This window comes from Acinetobacter sp. KH_038 (assembly GCF_057839405.1).
This window is the reverse complement of sequence record NZ_CM174489.1, coordinates 932,479-958,983: the sequence shown is the minus strand read 5'-3', so window position 1 is coordinate 958,983 and position 26,505 is coordinate 932,479. Positions and strand designations below refer to the sequence as shown.

General features: G+C 43.6%; 23 protein-coding genes. 15 read left to right on the top strand and 8 right to left on the bottom strand.

The annotated features are described in order from the left end of the window. Positions 1–132: 132 nt before the first annotated feature. A complete protein-coding gene (locus AC3IT7_RS04440; protein WP_489249534.1) occupies positions 133–738 on the bottom strand; it encodes a LysE/ArgO family amino acid transporter in 606 nt (201 codons plus the stop codon). Positions 739–841: 103 nt separating this feature from the next. On the opposite strand from AC3IT7_RS04440, the gene AC3IT7_RS04435 reads away from it, so the two are divergent. Next, complete coding sequence (locus AC3IT7_RS04435; protein WP_489249533.1) at positions 842–1,753, top strand: LysR family transcriptional regulator ArgP; 912 nt, start codon at positions 842–844, stop codon at positions 1,751–1,753. Positions 1,754–1,761: 8 nt separating this feature from the next. Here the strand turns inward: AC3IT7_RS04435 and AC3IT7_RS04430 are convergent, their stop codons facing one another. Continuing rightward, positions 1,762–2,331 carry a nicotinate-nicotinamide nucleotide adenylyltransferase gene (locus tag AC3IT7_RS04430; protein ID WP_489249532.1) on the bottom strand — a complete coding sequence of 190 codons (570 nt, stop codon included), beginning with the start codon at positions 2,329–2,331 and terminating at the stop codon, positions 1,762–1,764. A 101-nt stretch (positions 2,332–2,432) separates the two neighbouring features. On the opposite strand from AC3IT7_RS04430, the gene AC3IT7_RS04425 reads away from it, so the two are divergent. Together AC3IT7_RS04425 and AC3IT7_RS04420 are read left to right on the top strand one after the other, a co-directional pair. Further along, positions 2,433–3,233 carry an enoyl-CoA hydratase-related protein gene (locus tag AC3IT7_RS04425; RefSeq protein WP_489249531.1) on the top strand — a complete coding sequence of 267 codons (801 nt, stop codon included), beginning with the start codon at positions 2,433–2,435 and terminating at the stop codon, positions 3,231–3,233. A 73-nt stretch (positions 3,234–3,306) separates the two neighbouring features. Further along, positions 3,307–4,110: a nitroreductase family protein gene (locus tag AC3IT7_RS04420; RefSeq protein ID WP_489249530.1), complete on the top strand. Its 804-nt coding sequence runs from the start codon at positions 3,307–3,309 to the stop codon at positions 4,108–4,110. A 190-nt stretch (positions 4,111–4,300) separates the two neighbouring features. On the opposite strand, the gene AC3IT7_RS04415 is transcribed toward AC3IT7_RS04420, so the two are convergent. Together AC3IT7_RS04415 and AC3IT7_RS04410 are read right to left on the bottom strand one after the other, a co-directional pair. Beyond that, complete coding sequence (locus tag AC3IT7_RS04415; RefSeq protein ID WP_489249529.1) at positions 4,301–4,618, bottom strand: NGG1p interacting factor NIF3; 318 nt, start codon at positions 4,616–4,618, stop codon at positions 4,301–4,303. Between the two features lie 29 nt (positions 4,619–4,647). After that, complete coding sequence (locus AC3IT7_RS04410) at positions 4,648–5,523, bottom strand: LysR substrate-binding domain-containing protein (protein WP_489249528.1); 876 nt, start codon at positions 5,521–5,523, stop codon at positions 4,648–4,650. Between the two features lie 171 nt (positions 5,524–5,694). Here AC3IT7_RS04410 and AC3IT7_RS04405 point away from each other — a divergent pair, with 171 nt between their 5' ends. Further along, complete coding sequence (locus AC3IT7_RS04405; protein ID WP_489249527.1) at positions 5,695–7,437, top strand: FAD-dependent monooxygenase; 1,743 nt, start codon at positions 5,695–5,697, stop codon at positions 7,435–7,437. Between the two features lie 43 nt (positions 7,438–7,480). On the opposite strand, the gene AC3IT7_RS04400 is transcribed toward AC3IT7_RS04405, so the two are convergent. Together AC3IT7_RS04400 and purL are read right to left on the bottom strand one after the other, a co-directional pair. Beyond that, complete coding sequence (locus AC3IT7_RS04400) at positions 7,481–7,606, bottom strand: KGW motif small protein (protein ID WP_489249526.1); 126 nt, start codon at positions 7,604–7,606, stop codon at positions 7,481–7,483. Positions 7,607–7,917: 311 nt separating this feature from the next. Then, positions 7,918–11,751, bottom strand: a complete 3,834-nt coding sequence (purL, locus tag AC3IT7_RS04395; RefSeq protein WP_489249525.1) for a phosphoribosylformylglycinamidine synthase — start codon at positions 11,749–11,751, stop codon at positions 7,918–7,920. A gap of 1,346 nt (positions 11,752–13,097) precedes the next feature. Between purL and AC3IT7_RS04390 the strand changes: the two genes are divergently transcribed. From AC3IT7_RS04390 to ruvB, 6 genes are all read left to right on the top strand, one after another. After that, the gene (locus AC3IT7_RS04390) at positions 13,098–14,735 is read left to right on the top strand and encodes a sodium:solute symporter family transporter (RefSeq protein ID WP_489249524.1); all 1,638 of its coding nucleotides are present in this window, start codon (positions 13,098–13,100) and stop codon (positions 14,733–14,735) included. 11 nt (positions 14,736–14,746) lie between these two features. Further along, positions 14,747–14,878, top strand: a complete 132-nt coding sequence (locus AC3IT7_RS04385) for a putative transporter small subunit (protein WP_475653853.1) — start codon at positions 14,747–14,749, stop codon at positions 14,876–14,878. Between the two features lie 669 nt (positions 14,879–15,547). Then, positions 15,548–16,891, top strand: coding sequence for a deoxyguanosinetriphosphate triphosphohydrolase (locus tag AC3IT7_RS04380; protein ID WP_489249523.1), 1,344 nt, complete (start codon positions 15,548–15,550; stop codon positions 16,889–16,891). Next, a complete protein-coding gene (locus AC3IT7_RS04375; protein ID WP_489249522.1) occupies positions 16,888–17,379 on the top strand; it encodes a hypothetical protein in 492 nt (163 codons plus the stop codon). The genes AC3IT7_RS04380 and AC3IT7_RS04375 overlap by 4 nt, the downstream gene beginning before the upstream one ends. 84 nt (positions 17,380–17,463) lie before the next feature. Then, a complete protein-coding gene (gene ruvA, locus AC3IT7_RS04370) occupies positions 17,464–18,066 on the top strand; it encodes a Holliday junction branch migration protein RuvA (protein WP_489249521.1) in 603 nt (200 codons plus the stop codon). Between the two features lie 267 nt (positions 18,067–18,333). Then, positions 18,334–19,341, top strand: a complete 1,008-nt coding sequence (ruvB, locus tag AC3IT7_RS04365) for a Holliday junction branch migration DNA helicase RuvB (RefSeq protein ID WP_278357088.1) — start codon at positions 18,334–18,336, stop codon at positions 19,339–19,341. Between the two features lie 11 nt (positions 19,342–19,352). Here ruvB and AC3IT7_RS04360 read toward each other — a convergent pair whose 3' ends face one another. After that, positions 19,353–20,147, bottom strand: a complete 795-nt coding sequence (locus tag AC3IT7_RS04360) for a hypothetical protein (RefSeq protein ID WP_489249520.1) — start codon at positions 20,145–20,147, stop codon at positions 19,353–19,355. 145 nt (positions 20,148–20,292) lie between these two features. Then, a complete protein-coding gene (locus AC3IT7_RS04355) occupies positions 20,293–21,519 on the bottom strand; it encodes an acetamidase/formamidase family protein (protein ID WP_489249519.1) in 1,227 nt (408 codons plus the stop codon). A 380-nt stretch (positions 21,520–21,899) separates the two neighbouring features. Between AC3IT7_RS04355 and AC3IT7_RS04350 the strand changes: the two genes are divergently transcribed. The 5 genes from AC3IT7_RS04350 to tolA all read left to right on the top strand — a co-directional run bounded on the left by AC3IT7_RS04350 (position 21,900) and on the right by tolA (position 26,441). Further along, on the top strand, positions 21,900–23,243 hold the full coding sequence (locus AC3IT7_RS04350) for an amidohydrolase (RefSeq protein WP_489249518.1): 1,344 nt from the start codon (positions 21,900–21,902) through the stop codon (positions 23,241–23,243). Positions 23,244–23,511: 268 nt separating this feature from the next. Then, positions 23,512–23,919, top strand: a complete 408-nt coding sequence (gene ybgC / locus AC3IT7_RS04345) for a tol-pal system-associated acyl-CoA thioesterase (RefSeq protein WP_100357457.1) — start codon at positions 23,512–23,514, stop codon at positions 23,917–23,919. Positions 23,920–23,946: 27 nt separating this feature from the next. Further along, positions 23,947–24,645, top strand: coding sequence for a protein TolQ (tolQ, locus tag AC3IT7_RS04340; protein WP_100357458.1), 699 nt, complete (start codon positions 23,947–23,949; stop codon positions 24,643–24,645). Beyond that, positions 24,645–25,094 (top strand): protein TolR, encoded by a 450-nt coding sequence (gene tolR, locus AC3IT7_RS04335; protein WP_489249517.1) that lies wholly within the window; start codon positions 24,645–24,647, stop codon positions 25,092–25,094. The genes tolQ and tolR overlap by 1 nt, the downstream gene beginning before the upstream one ends. 3 nt (positions 25,095–25,097) lie before the next feature. Beyond that, complete coding sequence (tolA, locus tag AC3IT7_RS04330; RefSeq protein ID WP_489249516.1) at positions 25,098–26,441, top strand: cell envelope integrity protein TolA; 1,344 nt, start codon at positions 25,098–25,100, stop codon at positions 26,439–26,441. Positions 26,442–26,505: the final 64 nt, after the last annotated feature.

Genomic DNA, 26,505 nt, shown 5'->3' with positions numbered 1-26,505 from the left:
CTCTATTTTCTGACGTGCGATGGAAACTGTTTAGAATAGAATACCGAGACTGCTATTCATCACAATCTTTCATCGTCTTCCCTTTGCAATATATAAAAACCTCAATTAATAAATTTCATAATACCAGTTGAATTAGACACTTAGAATTAATGACCCTGCGATGATCCACATCGTACAAGCAATCAGGGCATCCAGAACTTTCCAGGCACGGGGATGTTGAAACCAGGGAGTCAATAGCTTTGCACCATAGCCTAAACTGAAGAAGAACAACCAGGATGCGCAGACTGCGCCTAAAGCAAACCACCATTTTCCCAGACTATATTGAGTTGAGATTGAACCCATCAATATCACGGTGTCCAAATAAACATGCGGGTTCAGCCAGGTAAATGCCAGACAGATCATCAGCACACGCAGAAAATGCTCTGTAAACTGCTCGCTTGGGGCTAAGACCGCTGTTGATTTAAATGCACTGATTGCATGCTGTAGACCATAATAAAACAGGAATCCGGCACCGAGATATTTAGAAAACATAAGCGCGTTCGGATAATGTTCAATCACTCGAGCAAAACCAAAAATACCCAACAGAATCAGAATAGTATCAGACAGTGCACATGTCACACAGATCCAGAAGACATGCTGCTGTTTCAAACCTTGTTTTAATACAAAGGCATTTTGTGCCCCGATACTGACAATCAGGCTCATTCCCACAGCAAAGCCGCTGGCCACATAACTCAACATGATATTCCCCTCTTTTGAATACATGCATTATTCAACAAAAATGAGTTGATTAATTAAAACTAAGTTAATATCAATCTAACTAAAAATTTCTCAGATAAAAACCATGCTGAATGCGAAACAATGTGATGCTTTTTATGCAGTTGCAAAAACAGGAAGTTTTGACCTGGCTGCAGAACAGCTAAATATTACCGCCTCTGCTGTTACGCTGCGCGTCCAGAGTCTGGAAAAACAATTGGGACACTTGCTGCTGGTCAGAGACCGGCCATGTCGGGTGACTCAATCCGGACAGACTTTATTGCATTATTTACAGCATCAGCGTTTATTGGAACAGAATCTGATGCAGGATCTGGGCGGAGAACTGCAACAGGAAGGTTTTTACCGTCTGAATATTGCCACCAATGCCGATTCACTCGCGACCTGGTTATTGCCAACCTTACAAACCCAACTGATCCAGCATAAAATTGTGTTGCATTTCCAGGTCGATGACCAATCACAAACCTACCATTTACTGGAAGCCGGACTGGTCAATGCCTGTTTGAGTACCGAGGCCAAAGCCATGAAAGGTTGTCTGGCCGAGCTGATTGGTGAAATGCAGTACCGTCTGGTTGCCACGCCTGAATTTGCCCAAAACTGGTTTCATCAGGGTGTGCATCGCGAAGCCTTAGGTCACGCACCGGCAATTCTGTTTAATGAAAAAGATCAGCTGCATACCCAGTATATCCAGCAGGGATTTGGCCTGAATCCGGCCCAATATCCTCATTTTTTTATTCCATCGACGCATGCATTTTTTGATGCGATAGTCATGGGCCTAGGTTATGGCTGGCTACCGGATTATCAAACCCGGCACTTACTGCAATCAGGTCAATTGCTTGAACTTTCGAATGAAATGCGGATTGAAGTACCGTTGTATTGGCATCACTGGAAACAACAGTCTCCTGCTCTGGCGCTTCTGGGTGAGTGTTTAAAACTGCATGCCCAAACTGCCATGAACCAGCCGACGACTGTATCACTTTAAAGATTGTTTTAAACCAGATTGGTCTTATCGTTCTGGGCAAATTTTTCACTAAGCTGCTGATAGGTTTCAGTTGCTTGGAATTGCTCCAGAAAATCAATCGTGCCTTGTGGAAATTTATCCCGTTGAATTTCACCACGATAATAAGCTTCACGCATTGGTGTAGCGGATAAAGCGCCTTCAAGACTTTCCAGTTCAACCATTTCCCATTCCGGAAAAAACTTCAAATAATAGGAAGAATCATCTTTAAAATGCCCAATCAACCCAACGTTGGCATTCGGTTCAACAACCTGATTTACCAGTGATTTCACCAGTTTCTGCCATTTTTCATCATTATAAACATCAACCACTTCTACAAATTTAAGCCGCGCCTGATCTTCTGGATTAAAGTTTGCAAGGATCATGGCTTCACGTTCCGAGGCCAGAAAGGGATTTTTGATATTGCGTTCATTTTGCGCAGAACCCAGAGCCAAAATCACATTCTGACTGTGTTGCAAGGCAATCTGAATGGTTTGCATATGCGCCAGATGAAAAGGCTGAAAACGGCCAATGAAAACCAGATAATCAAATGTATAGTTCATAACAGATCATTTTTATGACTCATGAGTTGTGCCGCCCCAATAAATATGCGACATAATCAATCTCATAAAATCAAATTAAGTTTTAAAGCAAGGATAGTACGATGACACTGAGCTGTATTCAACAACCTCATGAGCATTTGAATGCGAATTTAGAACATGGTGTACTTACTTTAGCCATCAATCGCCCGGAAGCGAAAAATGCCTTATACAGCGAACTGTATTTATGGATTGCTCAAGCACTCGATGAGGCAGATCAGGATAATCAGGTGCGTGTCGTAGTCTTACGCGGTCAGGATGCGGATTTTAGCGCTGGTAACGATATGCAGGATTTCATGAAATCTGTTGCCAGGAAAGGTCAGGCACCTGCTGCTGAAGGCCCGCCATTTATTTTACTCAAAGCGGCTGCCAAGTTTTCCAAGCCTTTAATTGCAGCGGTACGTGGCGTTGCGATCGGGATTGGGGTGACGATCCTGTTGCATTGTGATCTGGTCTATAGTGACAACACTGCCCTGTTCCAGATTCCATTTGTCAGTCTGGGCCTATCGCCTGAAGGTGCATCCAGCAAATTACTGATTCAGCAGGCAGGCTACCATAAAGCCGCCGAATTATTGCTGACTGCACAAAAATTCAATAGTGACAAAGCACTCGATGCCGGTCTGGTTAATAGCATTGAAGATGATGCCTATGCCGCTGCACAAAAACAGGCACAGACTTTAGCGGCTTTACCTTTGGCCTCTTTAAAGCAGACCAAAGCGTTGATGAAACATAATCTGGATGAAATCGTGGCATGGATTGACCATGAAGCAGAAATTTTCATGCAGCGTGTCGGCTCACCGGAAATGCTGGAAGCGGTCCAGGCATTCATGCAAAAACGTAAATCTGATTTCACACAATTCAACTAATTTTCAAACTTATAATGTGAATGAGGTGGTTTAGACTGCCTCATTGATTCCTTTAGCTGCCAGAATAAAGAATATGTCTACTGAAAATTCCTCCCCTATTGATAAATCTCATGAAACCGTGGATAGCGCCAATCCAGATAAAAAACGCTATTACGAACCTGCGCCGCAGGATATTGATGTCGACAATTTCCGTAAAGTGATCGAAAGTCGTCGCTCAGTACGTAAATTTACCAAAAAACCAATTCCAGAAGATGTAATGGATGCATGTCTGGATCTGGCTTTGCTGGCTCCCAATTCATCAAACTTGCAGCCCTGGACATTTTATGTGGTACAAAATCCGGGCAAGAAAAAGCGTCTGGTCAAGGCCTGCATGAGTCAGCTGGCAGCAAAAACGGCTTCTGAACTGATTATCTGTGTGGCACGTACCGACCGTATTGATGAAATGGCCAAACGCAATGTCAATGAATTTCCATATCCGGAAGCGCCAGCTGCGATCAAAAAATACTACAAATACATTCCGTATAACTATAAAACCGGCTATTTAAATGTCTTTGGCAACTTTAAAAAAGTGGCGTTTAAAGTTGCCCGCACTTTAGACAAACAGATGCCGGTATCTGCTTTCAGTCCGGCCGATGCCAAACTCTGGGCGACCAAAACAACGGCGCTGGCTTGCGAAAATCTGGTTCTGGCCTTGCGAGCGTATGGCTTTGACAGCTGCATGATGGAAGGTTTTGATGAACCGATGGTACGCGATATCTTAGGTTTAAATGATCAGCAATATCCAGTCATGGTGATTGGTGCCGGTGAGCGTGCAGAAGATGGGGTGTTCTTCCCGCAGTATCGTTTTGATCATGATTTATTCATTCAAAAGGTTTGAATTACTCAATCATCCAGCTAGTCACTATCCCAATTATCAGCTTATGTTTTAAATTTTATGGCGTAGGTATTACTTGTTACTTTGAAAGATAAGGAAGATATTTCCTAAGCTAACCAAAATCCTTTGTTAGACAGAAGATTCAGCCCTGAATCTCTGTCTAACGGATGACATCCCTGTCACCGTGCTTGTGTCAAAAATCAATCTCTAAAATTTGTATAAACTCAAAAGCTGGCTCTTCATAAGGATGACTTGCTTTCAGAGCTTTGGCGGCCTCGACCACCTTTTCATCAGGAACAAGCATTTCCACCCGCCACTCTTCGACCTGCTCTAATTCCCCGACCTTACCTATATAAGGATCTGCCCCTTGCTGCGGCTTAAACTGTCCTGTTCCGAGTACTTGCCAGGCACAATGGGTATAATCCCCGATACCGCCTGCACCCGCCTTAAATAAGGCCGCTTTGGTTAGTTCAAGATGTTCATCCGGCACATAATAAATAAGTTTTAGCATATTTTCCTGCAACCTTTTCAGTGGCTTAGTTAAGGTCTATTGTTCAGTGCCTGGGTAATGATATTCAATGCAGGATTATGAGAATTCTTGTTAAATGTTGCATAGAGTCCCAATTGCGGCAGAGCTTGATCAGTCTGCACGATTTTCACATGCTCATTCAAAAAGCGCAGCAGATATTCCGGAACAAAGCTAAAACCCATGCCCATATTGATCAGGTTAATATGTTGCAATACATTGGTAACCCACAGTATTTGATCATGCTGCAATTGCTCAAAAGACATCAGCCGATTCAGCTGCTCATAAAAGACCGGCGAGGCATTTTGCTCACACATAATCAACTGATGATTTTTCAGTTCCTGTAATTTAAGTAGCCGATCGGTGGGATGTAAATGCCCGGCGGCCACCAGATAAATCTGTTCATTCATTAAATGAATATTGTCAAAATCGGGATGCTGCAGACAATAACGGGTAAAACTCAAATCCAGTTCGGCATTTTTCAGGCGTTGAATCTGCTCCATACAGGTCAGACTATGCAGATGAATTTTTAAATCGGGAATATTCTGCTTCAGTTTGGCCAGAATATTTGGCATCACTTTCAGTTCTGCGACATTTAAAAAACCAATATGGATCTGGTTATTTTTCTGCTGCGCCACTTGACGCGCCGCAGCAACTGCCAGTTTGGCACTTTCAAGCGCCTGTTCAGCATGAATCAGAAAAGCCTGCCCTTCATCCGTCAGTTTAATTTGCCGGGATGAGCGGTCAAACAGCATCACACCGACTTCCTGCTCCAGATCCTTAATCTGCTGACTTAAAGAAGGCTGTGCCGTGAACAGCCTGTCTGCTGCTTTGGTAAAACTCTGTTCCTGAGCTACCGTTAAAAAAGAACGTAAATGTCGAAGTTCCATAAACTAAGCCACATATTCCCAGGCATTTTAAGCTGCCCAGCGAGAAAGTAGTAAAAATACCAATAGACCCATAGTTTATATGAATACTCCTCCTGCATTGCCTGAATTTCACTACACTGGATTATAGATATATTCAAATCTTGTTCTTTAGACACAGACATGGAGTCATGTATGACACAGCATTACGATACTGACGTATTGGTGATTGGCACAGGACCTGCAGGATCTACCTTAGGTTTGGCGCTGGCAAACTACGGAATCAAAGTTCAGCTTTTCACCCAGTTTAACTGGCTGGCCAATAGTCCACGTGCGCACATTACCAATCAACGTGCCATGGAAGTATTACGTGATTTAGGCATTGAAGAACAAGTCAAGGAAATTGCGACACCGTGGGAGCACATGGGTGAAAGCCTGATTACCACCAGTCTGGTCGGTGAAGAAATTGCCCGCTTAAGTGCCTGGGGTACAGGGGATGAACGCCATGGTGACTACATCAAGGGTAGTCCATGTCCATTGGTCGATCTGATTCAGCCGAAAATGGAAGCCTTACTGGTCAAGAATGCCGGTGAGCGCGGTGCAATCTATAACTTCAATACTGAATATTTATCACATGTTCAGGATGAAAATGGTGTCACTGCTACGCTCCTGAACCGGATTACCAATACAGAATTTAGCTTAAGAGCCAAATATCTGGTTGGTATGGATGGCGCCCGCTCCAAAGTGGTAGAGCAACTCGAACTGCCACTCGAAGGTGTGATGGCGCGTGCTGGTACAGTCTATGTGACCTTTAAAGCAGATCTGTCTAAATACGTTCAACATCGTCCTGCGATTTTGCAATGGATTGTCAATCCTGAAGCCAGCTTTGGTGATCTCGGTATGGGCTTGTTACGTGCCATTACGCCATGGAATGAATGGATTATGGGCTGGGGCTTTGACATTTCCAAAGGCGAACCACAAGTCAGCGAAGAACAAGTTCGGGCACGCCTAAATACCTTTGTTGGCGCCGAAGTAGAAGATGTTGAAATCCAGAAACTGTCTTACTGGTATGTAAATCAGACTTGGGCAACCGAATATTCCAAAGGCCGCGTGTTCTGCGGCGGTGATGCGGTACATCGTCATCCACCTTCAAGCGGCCTAGGTTCCAATACCTGTATGCAGGATGCGTTTAACCTCGGCTGGAAACTGGCCTATGCAATTAAAGGTTGGGCAGCACCGTCCCTCCTCGATTCGTATACAGCTGAACGTGTACCTGTGGGCAAACAGATTGTCGCGCGCGCCAACCAGTCCCGTTTCGATTATAAACATTTAAAAGAAGTCTTTGGGTTTGACCAAGGCATCACGACGCAAAAACAAATGCTGGAACGTATTTTCTCTGAAGATGAACAAGGGGCAAAGATTCGTCAAAAACTATTTGAAGCTCTTGAAATCAAGCATTTTGAATTTAATGCCCAAGGTGTGGAGCTAAATCAACGCTATAGCTCAAATGCAGTGATTAGTGAAACTGAGCCTGAAATTTTCGAGAAAGATGAACAGCTTTATCTGCAAGCCAGCACTCGTCCCGGTGCCAAAGTTCCACATACCTGGCTGATCAATAGCAAAGGCCAAAAGCAATCCACTTTGGACATTAGCGGTAAAGGCCGTTTTACGCTGCTGACAGGTTTATCAGGCAAAGGCTGGAGATTGGCTGCCGAGGCTCTAGATTTACCTTATCTGGACGTAATTCAGATTGGTTCACGTGATTATCGTGATGTCTATGGTACATGGAACAGCAAATCTGAAATTCATGAATCTGGTGCTGTGTTGGTTCGTCCAGATGGTTATGTGGCTTGGCGTTATCAGGATCAGACCAGTGATGCTTTTGATTATGAAAATACGTTAAAGGCGGTATTGAAGCAGGTTCAATTGGTTGTTTAAATTATAAAAGCCACCTTAATGGTGGCTTTATTAAAGCTGATGATCAAGAACCCTGCAACAAGTAACTGCCCGCAACAAACAATACTTGTAGTCCTACGACAATACCAAACAACATCCAGCCTTTCTGACGCATTGCCGCCTTATCCATTATTCTAAGTGTTTTAGCCATGTCATCACCTCATACTTGAGAATTGATACTGAACTGATCTATTCCATCTTTCTTTTATAGTGCAATAAAGTTGTGCATAAAACATACCATAGCACTTTATATACAATATGAAAGCAAAATCTAAACCAACTCAGCAGGAGAAGTTAAATTAAAAAATCAAAATACTTAAAAACAAAAAGCCACCTAAAGGTGGCAATTGATGAAGCTAGTCTAAACAAAAGCTGAAAAATTTTCCAGTCTTGTAATTATTACTATAATGACAGCATTAAAAAAGGGCTGCTGACGCAACCCTTTTTTGAATCTATAACCGATTAACCAATAAACTTACGTGCATTACGGAACATACGTAACCAGGCACCATCTTGATCCCAATCTTCTGGTTTCCAAGAGTGCTGAATTGCACGGAAGTTACGCTCAGGGTGCGGCATCATAATCGTTGCACGACCGTCTTGCGACGTTACACCGGTAATCCCTTCTGGCGAACCGTTCGGGTTCAATGGATAGTGCTGTGTTGCATTACCATGGCTATCTACATAACGCAGAACCACCTGATTTGATGCGTTTAGCGCAGCAAAGTTTTCCGCAGTTGCAACTGCACGACCTTCGCCATGTGCTACAGCGATCGGTAGAATTGAACCTTCCATGCCCTGAAGCAATACAGAGTTTGATTGTTCTACACGAACATTCACGCTACGTGCTTCAAACACTTCAGAAGTATTGCGGTGGAAACGTGGCCAAGCCTCCGCACCCGGAATCAGTGGAGCCAATTGAGACAACATTTGACAGCCATTACAGATACCTAGTGAGAAGGTTTCTTGACGGTTAAAGAATTTTTCAAACTGATCACGCAGTTTCGTATTGAACAATACTGATTTCGCCCAGCCGCCACCAGCGCCCATTACGTCACCGTACGAGAAGCCACCACACGTCACCAGACCTTCAAAGTCATCCAGGCTGATACGACCTGCCAGCAAGTCGCTCATATGTACGTCAACAGTATTGAAGCCTACTTTATCAAATGCTGCTGCCATCTCAATATGACCATTGACACCTTGCTCACGCAGAATCGCCATGTTTGGACGACGCGAGTTGATATAAGGTGCTTCAATCGCTTCATTCAGGTCAAATGTCGGTTTCGCAATGATTCCTGCATGAGATTTGTCAGTGATAAGCGCAAATTCCTGATCCGCAGTTTCTACGTTGTCACGCAGACGCTGGATTTGATGCGACACTTCCGTCCAAGCCACTTGCAGATCAGCACGTTCAAGTACTAAACCATTTACAGATAACTGATCCGTATTGTTGACTGTACCTACAACCTGAATGGCATCTTTCAGGGTAGATGCTGCAACTTCAGCTTCTAATGCTGCCCAATCTGCTTTCGCGATTTGCAGAACTGCACCGATTTCTTCTGCAAACAGGCTTGCAGTAGACTGATCTTCTAAAGCCACACCCAGACGTGATGCAAACATCATTTCTGCAACAGTTGCCAATAAGCCACCATCGCCGATGTCATGATATGCCTTGATCAGACCGCGATTGTTCCAGTCTTGAACTAAAGCAAAGAATGCTTTGAAGTCATCGAAGCTATCTACATCCGGAGTGACTGAACCAATGGCTTTGTACACCTGTGCCAGGATCGAACCGCCAAGACGGAACTGACCTTTAGACAAGTCAATACGTACCAGTACAGATTCAAGATCTTTCAATTCAGGTGTCAAGGTTTTACGAACATCGGTCACTGGTGCAAATGCAGTGATTACGCCTGACATTGGAGAGGTCACTGATTTGTCTTCGCCCTCGTCATTCCAGGTCGTACGCATTGAAAGCGAGTCTTTACCGACTGGAATTGCAATACCCAGTGCTGGACACATTTCCATACCGATGGCTTTTACACCTTCGAATAGCGCTTGATCTTCGCCCGGTTGACCGGCAGCGGCCATCCAGTTTGCAGACAATTTAATATTGCTGATTTTTTCAATCTTCGCAGACATGATGTTCGAGATTGATTCAGCCACCGATAAACGTGCCGATGCAGCAGGATTCAGCAATGCTACAGGTGGACGTTCACCCATTGCCATCGCTTCACCGGTGTAACCGACCAGGCTGGTTGTGGTAACTGCAGCATCTGCCACAGGAACCTGCCAACGACCTACAAACTGGTCACGTGCCACCATACCGGTAATCGAACGGTCACCAATACTGATCAGGAACGATTTAGAAGCAACCGTTGGATTTTTCAGAACGCGATAAATCGCATCTTTTAAATCAGTCACTTTCGATGCATCAAAATCATCGCCTTTACGTTCAATGGTTTCATATGAACGGCTCATACGCGGTGTACCGCCAAGCATGACCTGCATTGGCATATCCACTGGCTTGTTGCCAAACAATGGATCTTCAACCGTTAAGTGACGTGCTTCAGTCGCTTCACCCAGTACCGCAAACGGACAACGTTCACGTGCACAGATTGATTCAAACAATTCTAAAGAAGATGGACGAATCGCCAGTACATAACGCTCTTGCGCTTCGTTTGACCAGATTTCCATTGGCGACATGCCTGGCTCAAGCGATGGAATCTTACGCAGATCCAGCACCGCACCAAGTTCATGGTCATTCACCAGTTCAGGCATCGCATTTGATACACCACCTGCACCGACATCATGTACAGACACGATCGGGTTCTGGTCTTCCATACGCCAGCAAGTATCAATCACTTCCTGACAACGGCGTTCCATTTCCGGATTCTCACGTTGTACTGAAGCGAAATCCAGGTTTTCACCGAGTTTACCGCTGTCTACAGAAGAAGCTGCACCACCGCCAAGACCGATCAGCATTGCAGGGCCACCAAGCACGATCAATAAATCGCCCGGCAAAATCGGATCTTTTTCAACGTGATCTGGACGGATATTCCCGTAACCACCAGCGATCATGATTGGCTTGTGGAAACCTTTAACATCGCCATTGATGTTTTGTTCGAAAGTACGGAAGTAACCATTTAAGGCTGGACGACCAAACTCGTTGTTAAACGCAGCACCACCAAGCGGGCCTTCGATCATGATTTGTAGCGGCGATGCCATACGTGATGGCTTGCCGTAATTTTCTTCCCAAGGCTGTTCAAAACCCGGAATGTTCAGGTTAGAGACAGTGAAGCCAGTTAAACCTGCTTTAGGTTTACCGCCACGACCGGTCGCACCTTCATCACGGATTTCACCGCCAGAACCCGTGGCAGCGCCGGCAAATGGCGCAATTGCTGTAGGATGGTTGTGGGTTTCCACTTTCATCAGGATATGCGCAGCTTGGTTCTTGTATTTATAAACCTGCTGGCCATTGTCTTCTTTGGTTGGATAAAAACGCTGGGTATCCGAACCAACAATCACCGAAGCGTTGTCTTTATAAGCCGACAATACATCTGTAGGTGATTCTTTATACGTGTTCTTGATCATCTGGAACAATGACAATGGTTGAACTTCACCATCAACTGTCCATTCAGAACCGAAGATTTTATGACGGCAATGCTCAGAGTTCGCCTGCGCAAACATCATCAGTTCGATGTCATTCGGATTACGACCCAGCTTGATAAATGCGTCAGTCAGGTAATCAATTTCTTCCATCGACAATGCAAAACCAAACTCATTGTTGGCTTTAACCAGTGCGTCTTTACCTTCACCCAGAATATCAATTGAGTTCAGTGGTTTTGGCGCCGTTTCAACAAACAGCACCGCAGCTTCTTCAATCGCATTGAAGACGCTTTCAGTCATACGGTCATGCAAAACCTGTTTGACTTCATTTGATACGTCGTTTAGACCCTTTAAAGTAAATAAAACGCCGCGCTCAAGACGATGCACCGGTGTATTACAGTTTTTAAAGATGTCCGTAGCTTTAGACGACCAAGGTGAAATGGTGCCGACACGCGGGGTCACTAAAATTTGGATTTCATCACTTGCAGCCTGGTGCAATTCAAAAGATTGCCCATCGTTGAGAAGCTGTAAAGCTGATTGCTGTTGTTGCTCGTTGAGCGCTTGGTCAAAGAGGTAGACCCATTGACTTTCAATTGATTGAACAGAACTAATTGACGTCAAACGCGATAATAGTTGAGTTTTCTTAAAAGAAGAATGTGCGGGTGCACCGGCAACGATAAACATGCTGATTTTGGCTCCACGGGATGGTCTGAACGACCATGCCACAATGTGACTTGAGAGAGCGCATATTCTACTGTGAAATAAGGAAATCGGCTAGATGGCAAATACGAAAACTATGCCTGAAATATTCTGTATTTTTAAAATATTGTGTTTATTTTCAGACAGGAAAATTGAATGTAGTCGCGTAGATTAACACACTTTTTTAACTAAAAATCAAAACCGCCCAAGAATAATTTCACTGAAGAAAATTGTATTATTTTTCAACAGCAATACGCCTTAAAATAAGTCCAGAATTTATCTTAAATATCTTTTAAAAGCCTGATGGGAAACCGGATGAATTCTCCCACAATAAACTGCGATAGCCTTTTTTTATTGTTCAGTGGATTGCTGTGAAAACTGCCTGTAATAGTGAAATAATTTTATATCCATTTATGCCATGCCTTAGCTCCAGAACAGGACTCCATCTCACTGCTCTCCCTTTTCGAGCCTGTCTGTATGAGCAAACCATATTGCCAGCTTCAAGTCGCCTTTTACGATATTCAGGACGCATGATTATTCTGGTCATACACATTAATATCTCAGCTAGATTTAAAGATGCTTGAATCCTGCCATATAAGACCTGCACAGCGTTTCTAATCAAGGTTAAAGTTAAAATCAACCAGCCAAATTAATTAAATATCTGACCAGGATATTAAGCCTGTTTTTATTCAGAGCATGATTAATAAAATTTATGCAAATTTCAGTGAATATCTTGCTCTGAAAAATCCCGATTTCCTGCTAATCAATTGAAAGTTCAAAGCTTAAAATTCAGCCCATTCTTAGCTTCTGCTCTTATTCCAAATGCCAGAATATATCAGAAAAACCGGGCATACATTAATCAAAAAAACCTGCGTGATTATGAGGAAATTTATTGGAAATAATGAAGAAACAATTAAAATTAAAATTTTGTTACTTTTTTATTTTCTAGCTCATACCTACTTTTATTCAATTTCAATACTATTAAATAAACCACTGTAATTCCTATAAAAATATAAAAATTTTGGATCGACATTCAACAAGTGTACAAAATTCAAACCCGCCCTATATCAGCAAAAAATCTCCATACCTCAGCACTTCATCAGTAAATTTGATGATTTTATGTTAATCTCTCTGCCAATTGCTGAGGAAGTGTCCAAATTCAGGACCTATAAATACCCTCTTTCTGCTGCAGACATGAATATAAAATTTATATTCAAACGCTGATTTTTTTATTTTCTGTAGCTTCACTGCTCTGTCTAATCTAGAGCCTTAATCTGTTGCCAATGAGTTAATTTTTTAAAAACAAAAGGTGACCCGCTTAAGGAGTATGTATGTTTCAATTCACTAGTACAGCAACTGTACTATTGATGGTGCTTTTCTACGGCATCACCTTTCTATTGTCGTTACGCATTAAGCAAAAAAATGAAAATGTCGATGGATACATGGTTTCAAATGGCTCTATCGGATTTGGAATGTCTGCGGCCAGTATGACCGCCACCTGGATCTGGGCTGCCTCGTTTTATGCAGCAGCTTCGTCTGGATACAAATACGGTGTTTCCGGTGCCTTACACTATGGTTTGTGGGGGGCATTGATGATTTTATTTATCTATCCCTTCGGCAAACGCTTCCGCGAACTGGCACCAAATGCCCATACGCTGGCAGAAATCATGCATGCACGGCATGGCAACCAGAGCCAGATGATTCTGGCAGGCTCCAACATTGTCGGGAGCGTGATCAGCCTGATGGTGAACTTTACCGCAGCCGGGGCACTGGTCGAGATTCTGTCACCACTGAGCTTTATCCATGGGGTCTTGATCACCGGGCTTGGCGTCCTGTCCTATACCTTATGGTCAGGTTTCCGTTCTTCGGTGTTTACCGATTTTGGTCAGCTGGTGGCCATGATTGTCGCGGCCGTGATCATTATTCCGACCCTATTTTTTACCCTGGGCGGCCCTTCACTGTTTCAGAGCGGCATGCATAATCTGCAACCAGAACAACTGGATTTCTTCTCGAAAACTGCATTTTTAGAACAGGGTGCGCCGTTTTTTGTAGCAGTACTGGCCTATGCCATTGGTAACCAGACCATCGCGCAACGCCTGTTTGCAGTCCGTAAAGACCTGATCAAACCCAGCTTCATCACTGCAACTATCGGTTATGCCGCAATTGTTGTCGGTTTAGGAATGCTCGGATTATTGGCGCTATTTGCCGGGATTCAGCCGATTGATGGCAACCTGAACAACCTGATTCCACAAATGGCAGCAACCTATCTGTCTCCATTTATGGTGGCCTTGCTCTTTGTCATGGTCATTGGCGCACTTTCTTCGACAGCGGATTCAGATTTATCTGCTCTGTCTGCGATTGTAATGACCGATATTTATGGCAAGCAGATTGCCAAAAATCGCCCTGATCCGAAAAAAATGCTGTTTATTGGCCGGATGACCATGATTGTCGCCACCATGCTCGGCATTTTAATTGCCACGCTTAAATTCGATATTCTGGCGATGCTGATTTTCGTGGGAGCACTTTGGGGTGCCATCGTATTCCCCGTGATTGTCAGCCTGTACTGGGACAAGGTCAATGCGCGTGCCTTTAACTGGTCTGTCGGCATTGCATTTTTCAGCTTCCTGGTGGTTCGATTTGAATGGCTACCGATTCAGGGCTTGACCGCCTATGGCTTTGAATTTATGGCGACGATCGGTCTGGGTGTGGTGCTTGGCCTGATGAGCTTTGGCTTTTTTGGCAAAAAAGTTGGTCTGGTGGTAGGTATTGTAGCCAGTATTGGCTTCTTGCCGTGGACCATCGGATTCCTGCGTGATTATGGCACCTTATTAAGCTCTCTGACCGCTTATGGTAGCAGCGCCATTGTCTGTACCGTACTGACCTTAATGAATAGCAAAGAACGATTTGATTTTAAACAAATCAATAAAATGGTGATTGAATTTCACCAAGCATCTGAGAAAAGTAAATAAGGAGATTTCAGATGAGTAGTCAATTTATGACCCTATATGTACTTTTTTGGCCATTGGTGGCGAGCCTGATTTTGTTCGTCATTTGTATGGGTGTCTATAAAGATGTCCAAGAAGCCAAAGTCACTGGTGACGATCTGCTTTAGTACACAGCGACTATTGCAGCAAAAAACAGGTCTTTTGACCTGTTTTTTTATTGCTCGTGTGCTAGTGAAGGAACAGAGCCGAAAGTCTGATAGCCGGCTTAATATAAAAAGTTCAGACGATTAGGGTTGTGATGCTATTGCAGATAAGCCAGCAAGCTCCCCATAAGCTAGCCTGAACTATAAAAGCTCCTCAGGGGGGGATACTAATCACGTCCTTATCTTCTACATACATCTCGTGATTTTCAATCAACCGGGAATTTGATTGTCTGGACGATCTGCTTCAAAGGTAGAATGTCTGGTCGCACCTGACAATCAGAAAGGCTGTTTAAAGTAGTCATATACCGGAAAATAGTCAGGTTGAATCCATCAAGCGCAATCGTATGCCAACCTAAGCTTTGATTTCCCCTCATATCAAGCACTTCAGTCAGACAAGCCCTCTTGCACGACACTGAGTAAACGATTTGGTTGTGAGTTCTATTCAACCTGTAAAATGATTTTATTCCGCTTCTTATTTACCTGAAATTATTGAGACAAGCCTATAGACCATTTAACGATTCTTCACCAGATTTCAGCCAAGCTCACTTCAAATGACAATTCATGTCGCAGCGCCCTAGTGCTGTCGCCACTTTTTTGGCATGATGCACTTAGTAAAGAATTGAATAATGATAAATGACTCAAATGCGTTGGTTAGAGCTGCTTTCGACAGTTCGGATTGGTCGTAAAAAGCAAAGTACTGAGCTGGCACGTAGCCCGTTCCACAAAGATTATGACCGTATTATTTTTTCGCAAAGTTTCCGTCAGCTGAACCGCAAAACTCAGGTGCATCCCTTAACCCAGCATGATGGCATTCATACGCGACTTACCCACTCACTCGAAGTCTCCTGTATTGGACGTTCACTCGGCATGCTGGCCGCAGAAAAAATCAAGGATCAGCTCCCACCCTGGATTTCTCCGGCCGATGTGGGTGCGATTATTCAGGCTGCTTGCCTTGCTCATGACATTGGCAATCCGCCTTTTGGTCATGCCGGTGAATATGCAATTCGGGAATGGTTTGATGATGTATCGCATACCGATTTCTTAAAAGACTTAAGCCCGGAACAGGAAGCCGATATACGTCAGTTTGAAGGCAATGCCCAAGGCCTGCGCCTGTTAACCAAAATCGATTATCATCCCAATGATGGCGGTATGCGTCTGACTTATGCCACATTGGGGGCTTATTTAAAATATCCGTGGCTGTCAAAAACCATGGCCTCTCAAGTCGACTTACCGGCCAGCAATCGGGCCAAATTTGGCTGCTACCAAGCTGAAAAAGAGATTTTAAAGCAGATCGCCGAAGAGCTTGGCCTGATTCAGTTGGCTGAATATCATTATTGCCGTCATCCACTGACTTATCTGCTCGAAGCGGCGGATGATATCTGTTATGCCCTGATTGACCTTGAAGATGGCATCAGTCTGAATATGCTGAGCTATGATGAAGTTGAACCAGTCTTTCTGAACCTGCTCGGTGAGTATGGCGTTCCTTCCGAAATCGCCATGAGCAATACCACCTGGCAGCAGAAAATTGCTGCTTTGCGTGGCCGGGTCATGAAGCGTCTGGTCGATGAAGTCACGACAGCCTTTGCCCGCCATCATGACCAGATTTTATCGGGTCAGTTACAAGGTGGCTTATTGCAATACTGTACTGCGGACATTGAAATCGGGATTAATCGCGCCAAAGAACTGGCACGTGACAAAATTTTTGAACATCCTCAAAAAGCCGGCCTGGAAATTATTGCGCATCAGAGTTTGCAAAATATTCTGGATGCCTTTATTCCCTTGACCACGCCGCATAAAAACCTGAGTTTTAAAGAACAGCGCTTGATGTCGATCTTGCAACGTTCAGGCGCGGATTTTAGCACGAGCCATTATGACAATATCATGCAGGTGCTCGATATTGTTTCGAAATTTTCTGACCATCAGGCTTATAACCTGTCGCAGGAATTACAAGGCAACAAAGCCGGACTCTTGTCATGACACCAGCTGAACAAGATTCACGTCAACAACGTAACTTCGCTTTAGGCATTGGCAGTTTTTGTGCATTGGTGATTCTAGGCTTGTATGGTTTGAGCCAAATCAGTCATACGCCTCAAATTTCCGAGTCACTTTCAGAGAAACTTGAACGTACACCAAAACAAATGAGTCATTTACATCATGAAGTTGTACAGATTTTTGCTGATGATCTACCACACTTGTCTGCTGATGCCATGCGTTATACCCCGCGTTTTGGCACAGAACTTCAATTTGAGATACAAGTTGCACAGTTAACAACTGATCGATGGAATACAGAGATCGTTCCTCGTTTTTTAGACCGTGGCTGGACCATACATGGCAATGAGCCAAATGATACTCGGCTTTATCACCCAACATATGGCTATGCACGTGCTCAGTTAAAACCGACTCAGAATCTTTGGCAATTTAATTTCCATCGATCTAATCAATATTTATATGAAATGCAAAAGTAAGGCCAAAATAGATTTTGATTTTTTTGCCTTTTCAATTCAGCCTCACTACTATGTCACACATGAAAAACAGAGTAATAATTTAAAATGATTGGATGTCTGATTGGTGAAGTACTGGCTCTGGAAGCACCGACCGTACTGTTAAATGTAAATGGTGTGGGTTATGAAATTGATACGCCGCTGACAACTTTCTGCCAGTTGCAAAAAGGTCAGAAAGTCACTCTATGGACGCATTTAGCCGTTCGTGAAGATGCGCAATTGCTGTATGGCTTTATCAATGCTCAGGAAAAAACTATTTTCCGTACCCTGCTGAAAGTCAACGGCGTTGGTCCAAAAATGGCGCTGGGTATTCTTTCGACCTTAAGTGTGGAAATGCTGATTCATACCGTTGAAAATGAAGATGTGAATACCTTGGTCAAAGTCCCTGGTGTCGGTAAAAAAACCGCAGAACGGTTGATGATTGAATTGCGTGACCGTTTCAAAGCCATGGCTTCGGGTACGGCACCGACCAATTCTACCGCGCCACAAATTCAGTTTATGGGTAACTCTGCAGTGGCAGAAGCCGAAGCTGCATTACAGTCTTTGGGCTATAAACCTGCTGAAGCACAGAAACTGATTAATGCGGTAAAAGCAGATTATACTGAAGCCAGCGACATCATCCGTGCTGCATTGAAGTCGATGAATCGCTAATGATTAACGTCAACCACATATGTTAAGCACTTAGTTTTGCTACACGTTGGACGAGATGGATGTCGTCCGTCAGATTGGGATATAGGGACATATCCTCAATCTGACAAAAGGGTTTCCTTGCGGAATTTAAAATGTATTTTAAATTCCTCATTTTGTCCCGTCAAAAGTAAAATACCGCCAACACAATGGCAGTGAAACACAAATCATTATTTGAGGCTGTTCCATCAGCATCAAAACAGCTTCAATAAAGAGATGAATTAAATCGATATGCAAGACCGTCTTATCAGTGGTTCTGAAAAACCAGAAGATCATTTTGATCGTGCCATCCGCCCAACCTCACTCGACGACTATATCGGTCAGCCAGTAGTCCGTGAACAGATGGAAATCTTTATTGGCGCAGCGCGTGGCCGTGAAGAAGCACTAGATCATACATTGATTTTCGGCCCGCCCGGCTTAGGTAAAACGACGCTGGCGAATATTATTGCCCGCGAAATGGGTGGCAACCTGAAGTCGACCTCAGGTCCGGTACTGGAACGCGCCGGTGATTTGGCAGCAATGCTGACCAACCTTGAAGAGGGTGACGTTTTATTTATTGATGAGATCCATCGTCTGTCACCGGTCATTGAAGAAATTCTCTATCCAGCGATGGAAGACTATCAGCTCGATATCATGATTGGTGAAGGTCCGGCAGCCCGTTCGATTAAACTGGATTTACCTCCATTTACTCTGGTTGCAGCAACCACACGTGCAGGCCTGCTTACCTCTCCTTTGCGTGACCGTTTCGGCATCGTACAGCGTTTAGAGTTCTATTCGGTTGAAGATTTAACTCATATCGTCAAACGTTCAGCCAATCTGATGGATGTACCCATGACTGGAGATGGTGCAAAAGAAATTGCCCGTCGCTCGCGGGGAACACCACGTATTGCCAACCGTTTATTGCGTCGTGTCCGTGACTATGCCCAGGTCAAAGGCACCGGTGAAATCAATCAGGATATGGCGCAACGTGCTTTGGACATGCTTAAAGTCGACAAAGATGGTTTAGACACACTCGACCGCCGTTATCTATCAATGTTACTTGAACGTTTTGATGGTGGCCCTGCCGGTGTAGAAGCCTTGGCTGCTGCTATGGCAGAAGACTCAGGTACTTTGGAAGATGTGATTGAGCCTTATCTGATTCAGCAAGGTTATGTGATGCGGACTGCGCGTGGTCGTATTGCCACTAATATGGCGTATTTACAGTTTGGGTTGACACCGCCTGAACCAAAGGATAAATGATTAAAAGCAGCTTAGGCTGCTTTTTTATTTAAAATTTTAATTAGATTAATAATAAAATTTCTTATAAGTAACCCAATAACCTTTAACTTATAATCCTGCTCAAGATCTTCTAAAGCATAACCTTGCATTAGTTCCTTTGGCGTAAATTCAGAAATTTCAAATTTCTTTAAATAAATTAAATTATCATCTATATAATCATTTAAAAGATCTTCAATGACAACACATATAAAATTTCCTAAATGAATAATTTTTTCAAAATCCTTAGAATTATCTGAATCCAATTCTAGACCAACAATATCTAATAGAATTTGATCACTTAATTTTCTAAGATTTAAAAATAATTGACCAGCTTCACAATGGACATCCAATTTAATCTTTGATGTTAAATCAAAATAGTTTTTCTCAAAATTTTCAGCATAGAGTATAAATTTATTAACAGAAGCAATAAATCTCCCTCCCGAATTCTTAACATTAGAGAGTCTTATTTGATATCTATTTTCTTCTGCCTGAATATAAAGTAAGCTCTTCTGCTGTTCAAATAATCTCGTATTCAAATCTATTGCCGACTTTTGAGAAGTTCTTATTTCTTCAACTACTGTTTTAAAAGACATCCCCGTTAACTTAAAACTTTTACGACCATACCAATATGCTAGCCAAGTTGCTAACAAACCTAAAATTAAAGCAATAACAACAGATAAAGCAAATGAGCTAATGGCTGTGGTATCCGTCGAATGCTGCAGATCTAAATATACTTTCTGATCTTTAGACTGTTCTATAACGACCGCTTGTTTTTCTTCTACTGCCACAATCTACCCTTCTTGTTTTAAATCGACTATTTATCTCTCGCATTCTAAACATTTTCAAATCATTACAAAAGAAAAAGCCAACTGACCATGCCTAAATCAGTTGGCAAAAATAAATTTTTAAATATTGAAATTATATTTAAGGGTATTACTTCTCGTTTTTAAACTCCTTAAAATCTGCTTTACGAATCATGGCGTGAATGCCTTTGGTTTTATCCACTACTTGCGATACTTCAAAATCAGTTGCAGCACTTAAGTAGGCATAAGCAATTTCTTCTGAAATTCCGTATTCATTAACCAAGAAACGGATCGCTTCACGGGTAGACTTACGCATCGCTTCATCAAGGTCTTCATCTAAGCCCGGCGTAATCCAGAATTCATCATTTTCACCCAAAGGCTGTGCCAAGGATTTACCCGGAATCTTGTCACTTCCTGCTTTTAACACTGAAATTTTAAAGGTTGCACGTGCCGAACCTTCCAGTGCAGTCAAAGCAACTTCACCATCCCCCTGAACAAAATGACTATCTCCTGTATAGAACAACGCACCCGGCACTTGCACAGGATAGTATGCGGTTGCTCCTGCGCTTAAATCATTAATATCAATATTGCCGCCATAAAAAGATGGTGGCACAGAATGTACAGGTTCACTGGTATTGGCTGCCACGCCCATGGTGCCCATGAACGGATTGAGTGGGAAACGAATGGATTTACCCGATTCAGTTTTGAGTACCCCTTCCCAGACACCAGCTGCATTTTTTTCAATCGGGGTAAACACAGAAACATTTCCATAAGCTTCAGGGTTTGCAGCAGAGGCATGATCATGTTTCTGACGTTTCGGAAATTCCGGCAACGTTCCTTTCCCATGACGGTTTGAAATCACGCCATAAGGCACACGTGGTTCTACCTTCAAAATCTCTACTTTCAAAATATCGCCGGGCATTGCACCTTGTATAGCCACCGGTCCGGTAATGATATGTGGCCCATCTTTATGAAAATCATGTTTCAGCTTGGAGCCTGTAATCAGTTTGGCTTCATCTAAAACCTGCTCCGGCTTTACACCTTTCGAGACAAAATATTTTTCGGCATTGCGCCCCTGATCTTCGAGCAGTCCTTCATGCGAGACTGTATCGAAGGTTACTGTGCTACCCGATGCAACAGTCAGAATAGGTTTTGCATCTTTATTTGGCAGATAACCCCAGCTAATGGTATTTAAAGTACTCGGCACATAATAATGACCTTTATATTCACCACTTTTGAGTAATGTCGGTTTATTTTCTAGCTGTTTCAGTATTTTAAAGTCTTCAGCCCATAGGCTTGTCGAAATAAAACTTAAGCTTGAAGCCACTGCCAGAGATAAAGCCAAAGGTTTTAACATGTGTTCAATTTCCGTCATAAAAAATATTATGAAACAGTGCATGCAATCTAAGTGCCAAAATTATTTTAAAATGTTTAAAAAATCTTCACTTCATCGAGGCTATAGATATATATGGAAGTATTTTTTCTTTTTCATAATCATTTTTCATCTGGTTATTTTATAAGCCTCATACCTTATAAATATAAAAAAATTAATATAGATACATATTTTTACAATGTAAATGAGGAAATAAAGCTCTTTTAGAACAGCCATTAACATCCAAAATACCTTTAAAGTATCAAAAAATACTCAGAGGGTTTTGGTTAAATTTAGATCAGCATGCCATCCTAAAGAATCACTTTAACCATTTCAAATTCTTAAGGTTCTCCCGAAGTATGAACATGTATAAGCAGATCTCCTTGTGTTTACCTCTTCTTTTCTGTACCCAGTTCAGCCTGGCCGACTGGATTGATGACTCTGTACATGCTGCTGAAGCACACACTATCAAATTACGCCAACATATCCACCAGCATCCAGAACTGGGCAATATGGAATTTAAAACCTCGGAACTGGTACAAAAAGAATTAAAATCTTATGGCATTGAAGTACGTAAAGGCTATGCTAAAACTGGTGTAATCGGTGTATTAAAAGGTGGCAAACCTGGCCCTGTGATGGCCTTACGTGCAGATATGGATGCCTTGCCAATTAAAGAAACAGCGCCTGTGCCTTTCGCCAGTAAACAAAAAGCCATTTATCAAGGCAAAGAATCTTATGTGATGCATGCCTGTGGCCATGACGCGCATACCGCCATGTTATTGGGTGCAGCCAAAGTGCTGGCAGCCAATAAAGATAAAATTGTGGGGACAGTGGTGTTTGTATTCCAGCCGGCTGAAGAAGGTGGTGCAGATATCGATAACTTCACTCATGGCGATCAGATTGGCTCACGTAAAATGATTGCCGACGGTGCCTTAAAAAATCCAAAACCTGAAGTCATTTTCGGGATGCATGTAATGGCAGGAATGCCAAGCGGCAATATCTTCTACAAAGATGGTGCAATTTTAAACAGTGCCGATCATTTACGTATTCAGGTCAATGGCAGTCAGGTGCATGGCTCCATGCCTTGGGCAGGTAAAGACCCGATTTATGCTTCTGCCCAGATGGTGACCAATTTACAAAGCCTGATCAGCCGTAAAGCTGACCTGACCAAAGGGATGGGGGTGGTGAGTATCGGCAGCATTCAGGGCGGTACCACAGGTAACGTCATTCCAGATCAGGTCAATATGGTCGGCACCATCCGTTCCAATAGTGAAGATGTACGTCAGGGCATTTTAAAAGACTTGCCAAAAATGCTGGAACATAATGCCGTAGCCAATGACGTCAAGGTGAAAGTCGAAATTGCACCTTATGCCCCGGTAACCACCAATGATAAAACCTTGACTGAATTGATGCGTCCAACCTTGGCGAACGTACATGGTGAAGATAAATTGCATGTTTTAGACAACAATGCCAGCGCCAGCGAAGACTTTGCTTACTATGGCCAGCTCATGCCATCGCTCTTCGTGTTTGTCGGCGCTACACCGGCAAATCAGGATCCTGCAAAAGCCGCACCGAACCATAACCCGAATTTCATTGTTGATGATGCGACCCTGAAAACCGGTGTTGAAAGCCATGTCCGCTTTATTCTGGACTATCCAAAAGTGGCTGAGCAGGTTCAGGCCAACTGGAAACAGAAAAATAAAGGCTAATCCTCTGCTACAAAAAATGCGCGGCTCCATGGACTCGCGCATTTTAGTATCTGCTGCTGTTTTATAAATGAGCTGTTAGCTGTTCTATACTTCCTCGATACCACTTCTGTCCAGATTTGACACCTTGTGCCATTGGTCTCAAAACTCAAAATGCTAAACTTTGTCCCGCTAAATTGCTTGACTTTGGACAGAAATCCGGTGAATCCTCTGATTTTCCTATCTCCAATATAATCAGCAAAATTTTCGAACATCTGCATGGAACAAAACTATGGCGAATCATTTTGAATTCAATATCCGCGTATATATTGAAGATACGGATCTAGGTGGTATTGTTTACCATGCTAACCACATTCGCTATATGGAACGTACCCGTACCGAATGGTTACGTGCTGCCGGAGTCAGTCATTACTGGCAACAGGCAGAATACAATTTTGTAGTACACAAAATTAATGTCAAATATATGCGTCCGATCCTGATGGATGATTTAATTACTGTAACTGCACGTGTCATTTCATGTAAAGCTTCATCATTTGTATTGCAACAAAATATTTATCGTGGTGAAATCATGCTTGCATCAGGTGAAGTTGAGTTGGCATGTATCAGTGCAGAGATGCGACCACGTCGACTTCCGGATGAAATCCGCGAACTAATTCAAAAAGAATTGGGACAAGACTAAAAAAATTTATTGGCACACGTAACAACTATGGCGACTCAGTTAGAATCATCTCTTCAAGTTTCAGATCTTATTTTACAAGCAAGCCCTGTCGTACAACTGGTGATGCTTTCTCTGCTGTTAGCCTCTATATATAGCTGGTATCTGATTGCCAGGTTATATATGAGTTATAAAAAAGCCCAGGCCGATGATGAACATTTCCAGAAAATTTTCTGGTCTGGCGCCGAGCTGAACACCCTGTATAACAATGCCCAGCTCAATTCTAAACGTACCGGCCTTGAAGATATTTTCTATCAGGGTCTGGGCGAATTCCTGAAGCTGAAAAAACGTCATGCGCCGACTGCCCAATCCATTGAAGGTACCGAGCGTATCTTACGTGTCGGTTTGAGCCGTGATCAAGGCCATCTGGAACAAGGTCTGGGCGCATTGGCCAGTATTGGTTCGGTTGCACCCTATGTAGGTCTGTTTGGTACGGTCTGGGGCATCATGAATGCCTTTATTGGTCTGGCAGATGTCGATCAGGTGACTTTGGCAACAGTGGCACCCGGTATTGCAGAAGCCCTGATTGCAACAGCAATCGGTCTGTTTGCAGCAATCCCAGCCGTACTGGCATTCAACCATTTCACTGCTAAAGGCGAAACGGTTTATTCTGACCGTGCCCTGTTTGCAGAAGAAATGGTGGCATTGTTGCAACGTCAGTCTGTGGGCGTAACTCAGGACAAAGGCTAATGGCGATTCAAGGTTCAGGACGCTTTCAGCGTATAAAAAAACCACTGAAAAGTGACATGAATGTCGTGCCTTATATTGATGTCATGCTGGTGCTGCTGGTGATTTTTATGGTCACTGCCCCGATGATCACCAGCGGAATCAAGGTTGATCTTCCTCAGGCCAATGGCTTACCGATTGAATCTAAAGATGCGCCGACCATTGTCACCCTGAAAGAAGATGGTTCCTATTATCTGGAACATCGCAATCAGGAGACTGGCCCGATTACACTGGAAGAATTGACGCGTGCCCTCGTTGCCGCACAAACACAGGCACAGAATGACAACAAGGTGATGAATGTCGTGATCAATGGTCACAATACCCGCCCTTATGGTGATGTGATGGCCTTAATGTCCAGCCTGCAGGATGCCGGTTTATCCCAAGTCGGTTTACTGACCAAGCCATTAGAATAATGTATGAAAGATTATAAAAAGCCGCCATTCCAGAAAAAAGCCATCGCGATTGGATTCACTTTGGGCATCCATGCCGTGGCTTTGGTGGGCTTACTTTATCTTGGCATGAGTAAACCACCTGAGCCGCCCAAACAGATTAAAACTGTGCTGATCAAGCCGGAAGACCTTAAACCAGTTACCCGTGAAGAAACCCTGTTTGAGGAAACTGCACATGAGACTGTTGCAGAAGAAATTACACAAACGGCAGAACCTAGTGTAGAGCCAGCTCCCGTGATTCCGACAGCTGCCCCAGCAACACCGGCTGCTCCAGCTGTACCCAAAGTAGATACCCAAAAAGCTCAACAGGAATTAAAAGCCGCGGAAGCAGCGCAAGCCAAAGCTGCACAACAGGCGGCCGAAGCAGCAAAACGTGCTGAAGCTGCCGAACAGGCCAAACAGGCAGCCGCTAAAGCCAAAGCTGAGTCAGCGCAAAAATCCAAGGCTGAAGCCGAAGCTGCACGTCAGGCAGAACTCGATGCACAGCGCAAAGCCGATGCTGCACAAAAAGCCAAATTAGACGCACAGAAAAAAGCAGATTTGGCTGCTAAACAAAAAGCAGATGTGGCAGCAAAAGCTGACGCGGATGCAAAACGTAAAGCGGATGCCAATGCAAAGGCGAAAGCTGATGCAGCAACGAAAGCAAAAGCTGACGCAGAGGCAAAACGTAAAGCAGATGCCGATGCAAAGGCCAAAGCTGATGCAGCAACGAAAGCAAAAGCCGACGCAGAGGCAAAACGTAAAGCGGATGCCGATGCAAAAGCCAAAGCAAAAGCTGACGCGGATGCAAAACGTAAAGCAGATGCCGATGCAAAAGCCAAAGCTGATGCAGCAGCCAAAGCAAAAGCCGACGCAGATGCAAAACGTAAAGCGGATGCCGATGCAAAAGCCAAAGCAGAGACTGACGCTAAACGGAAGGCCGAGGCAGATGCTAAGGCTAAGGCGGACGCAGATGCCAAAGCAAAAGCAGAGGCAGACGCCAAAGCTTCAGCAGCCAAACAGGCCGCTGAAGAAGCTGCACAGAAAAAAGCGGAATCAAAACGGATTGCATCCACAGCAAAACGTGACTTTGAAAATAAAATTAAACGTGCCTGGGATACACCCGTAGGGTCATCAGGCCAGCGCGCCACTGCTCGTGTGACCTTGAATGATAATGGCGGTGTCGTTTCTGTTATCGTCAATTCAAGCGATGCAGATATGAAAGCCAGTGTCGAAGCTGCGGTGCGGGCTGCTGCACCTTATCCGATGCCTTCCGATCCAGATGCACGCCGAGAAGCACGAAGTTTTACTTCAACTTTTACCGCGCAATAAAACTGGAGCCATCACCCAAATAATGTGGTGATGGCTTTGATTTTTTAAGCTAAACTTCACTTTA

Bases quoted from the DNA above. Each gene is read 5' to 3' on its own strand.
- AC3IT7_RS04390 (WP_489249524.1), top strand. From the start codon at position 13,098: ATGTTTCAATTCACTAGTACAGCAACTGTACTATTGATGGTGCTTTTC.
- ybgC (WP_100357457.1), top strand. From the start codon at position 23,512: ATGGCGAATCATTTTGAATTCAATATCCGCGTATATATTGAAGATACG.
- AC3IT7_RS04405 (WP_489249527.1), top strand. From the start codon at position 5,695: ATGACACAGCATTACGATACTGACGTATTGGTGATTGGCACAGGACCT.
- AC3IT7_RS04435 (WP_489249533.1), top strand. From the start codon at position 842: ATGCTGAATGCGAAACAATGTGATGCTTTTTATGCAGTTGCAAAAACA.
- ruvB (WP_278357088.1), top strand. From the start codon at position 18,334: ATGCAAGACCGTCTTATCAGTGGTTCTGAAAAACCAGAAGATCATTTT.
- AC3IT7_RS04430 (WP_489249532.1), bottom strand. From the start codon at position 2,331: ATGAACTATACATTTGATTATCTGGTTTTCATTGGCCGTTTTCAGCCT.
- AC3IT7_RS04420 (WP_489249530.1), top strand. From the start codon at position 3,307: ATGTCTACTGAAAATTCCTCCCCTATTGATAAATCTCATGAAACCGTG.
- AC3IT7_RS04410 (WP_489249528.1), bottom strand. From the start codon at position 5,523: ATGGAACTTCGACATTTACGTTCTTTTTTAACGGTAGCTCAGGAACAG.
- ruvA (WP_489249521.1), top strand. From the start codon at position 17,464: ATGATTGGATGTCTGATTGGTGAAGTACTGGCTCTGGAAGCACCGACC.
- tolA (WP_489249516.1), top strand. From the start codon at position 25,098: ATGAAAGATTATAAAAAGCCGCCATTCCAGAAAAAAGCCATCGCGATT.
- AC3IT7_RS04385 (WP_475653853.1), top strand. From the start codon at position 14,747: ATGAGTAGTCAATTTATGACCCTATATGTACTTTTTTGGCCATTGGTG.
- AC3IT7_RS04400 (WP_489249526.1), bottom strand. From the start codon at position 7,606: ATGGCTAAAACACTTAGAATAATGGATAAGGCGGCAATGCGTCAGAAA.
- AC3IT7_RS04425 (WP_489249531.1), top strand. From the start codon at position 2,433: ATGACACTGAGCTGTATTCAACAACCTCATGAGCATTTGAATGCGAAT.
- tolR (WP_489249517.1), top strand. From the start codon at position 24,645: ATGGCGATTCAAGGTTCAGGACGCTTTCAGCGTATAAAAAAACCACTG.
- AC3IT7_RS04415 (WP_489249529.1), bottom strand. From the start codon at position 4,618: ATGCTAAAACTTATTTATTATGTGCCGGATGAACATCTTGAACTAACC.
- tolQ (WP_100357458.1), top strand. From the start codon at position 23,947: ATGGCGACTCAGTTAGAATCATCTCTTCAAGTTTCAGATCTTATTTTA.
- purL (WP_489249525.1), bottom strand. From the start codon at position 11,751: ATGTTTATCGTTGCCGGTGCACCCGCACATTCTTCTTTTAAGAAAACT.
- AC3IT7_RS04380 (WP_489249523.1), top strand. From the start codon at position 15,548: ATGACTCAAATGCGTTGGTTAGAGCTGCTTTCGACAGTTCGGATTGGT.
- AC3IT7_RS04375 (WP_489249522.1), top strand. From the start codon at position 16,888: ATGACACCAGCTGAACAAGATTCACGTCAACAACGTAACTTCGCTTTA.
- AC3IT7_RS04440 (WP_489249534.1), bottom strand. From the start codon at position 738: ATGTTGAGTTATGTGGCCAGCGGCTTTGCTGTGGGAATGAGCCTGATT.
- AC3IT7_RS04350 (WP_489249518.1), top strand. From the start codon at position 21,900: ATGTATAAGCAGATCTCCTTGTGTTTACCTCTTCTTTTCTGTACCCAG.
- AC3IT7_RS04355 (WP_489249519.1), bottom strand. From the start codon at position 21,519: ATGTTAAAACCTTTGGCTTTATCTCTGGCAGTGGCTTCAAGCTTAAGT.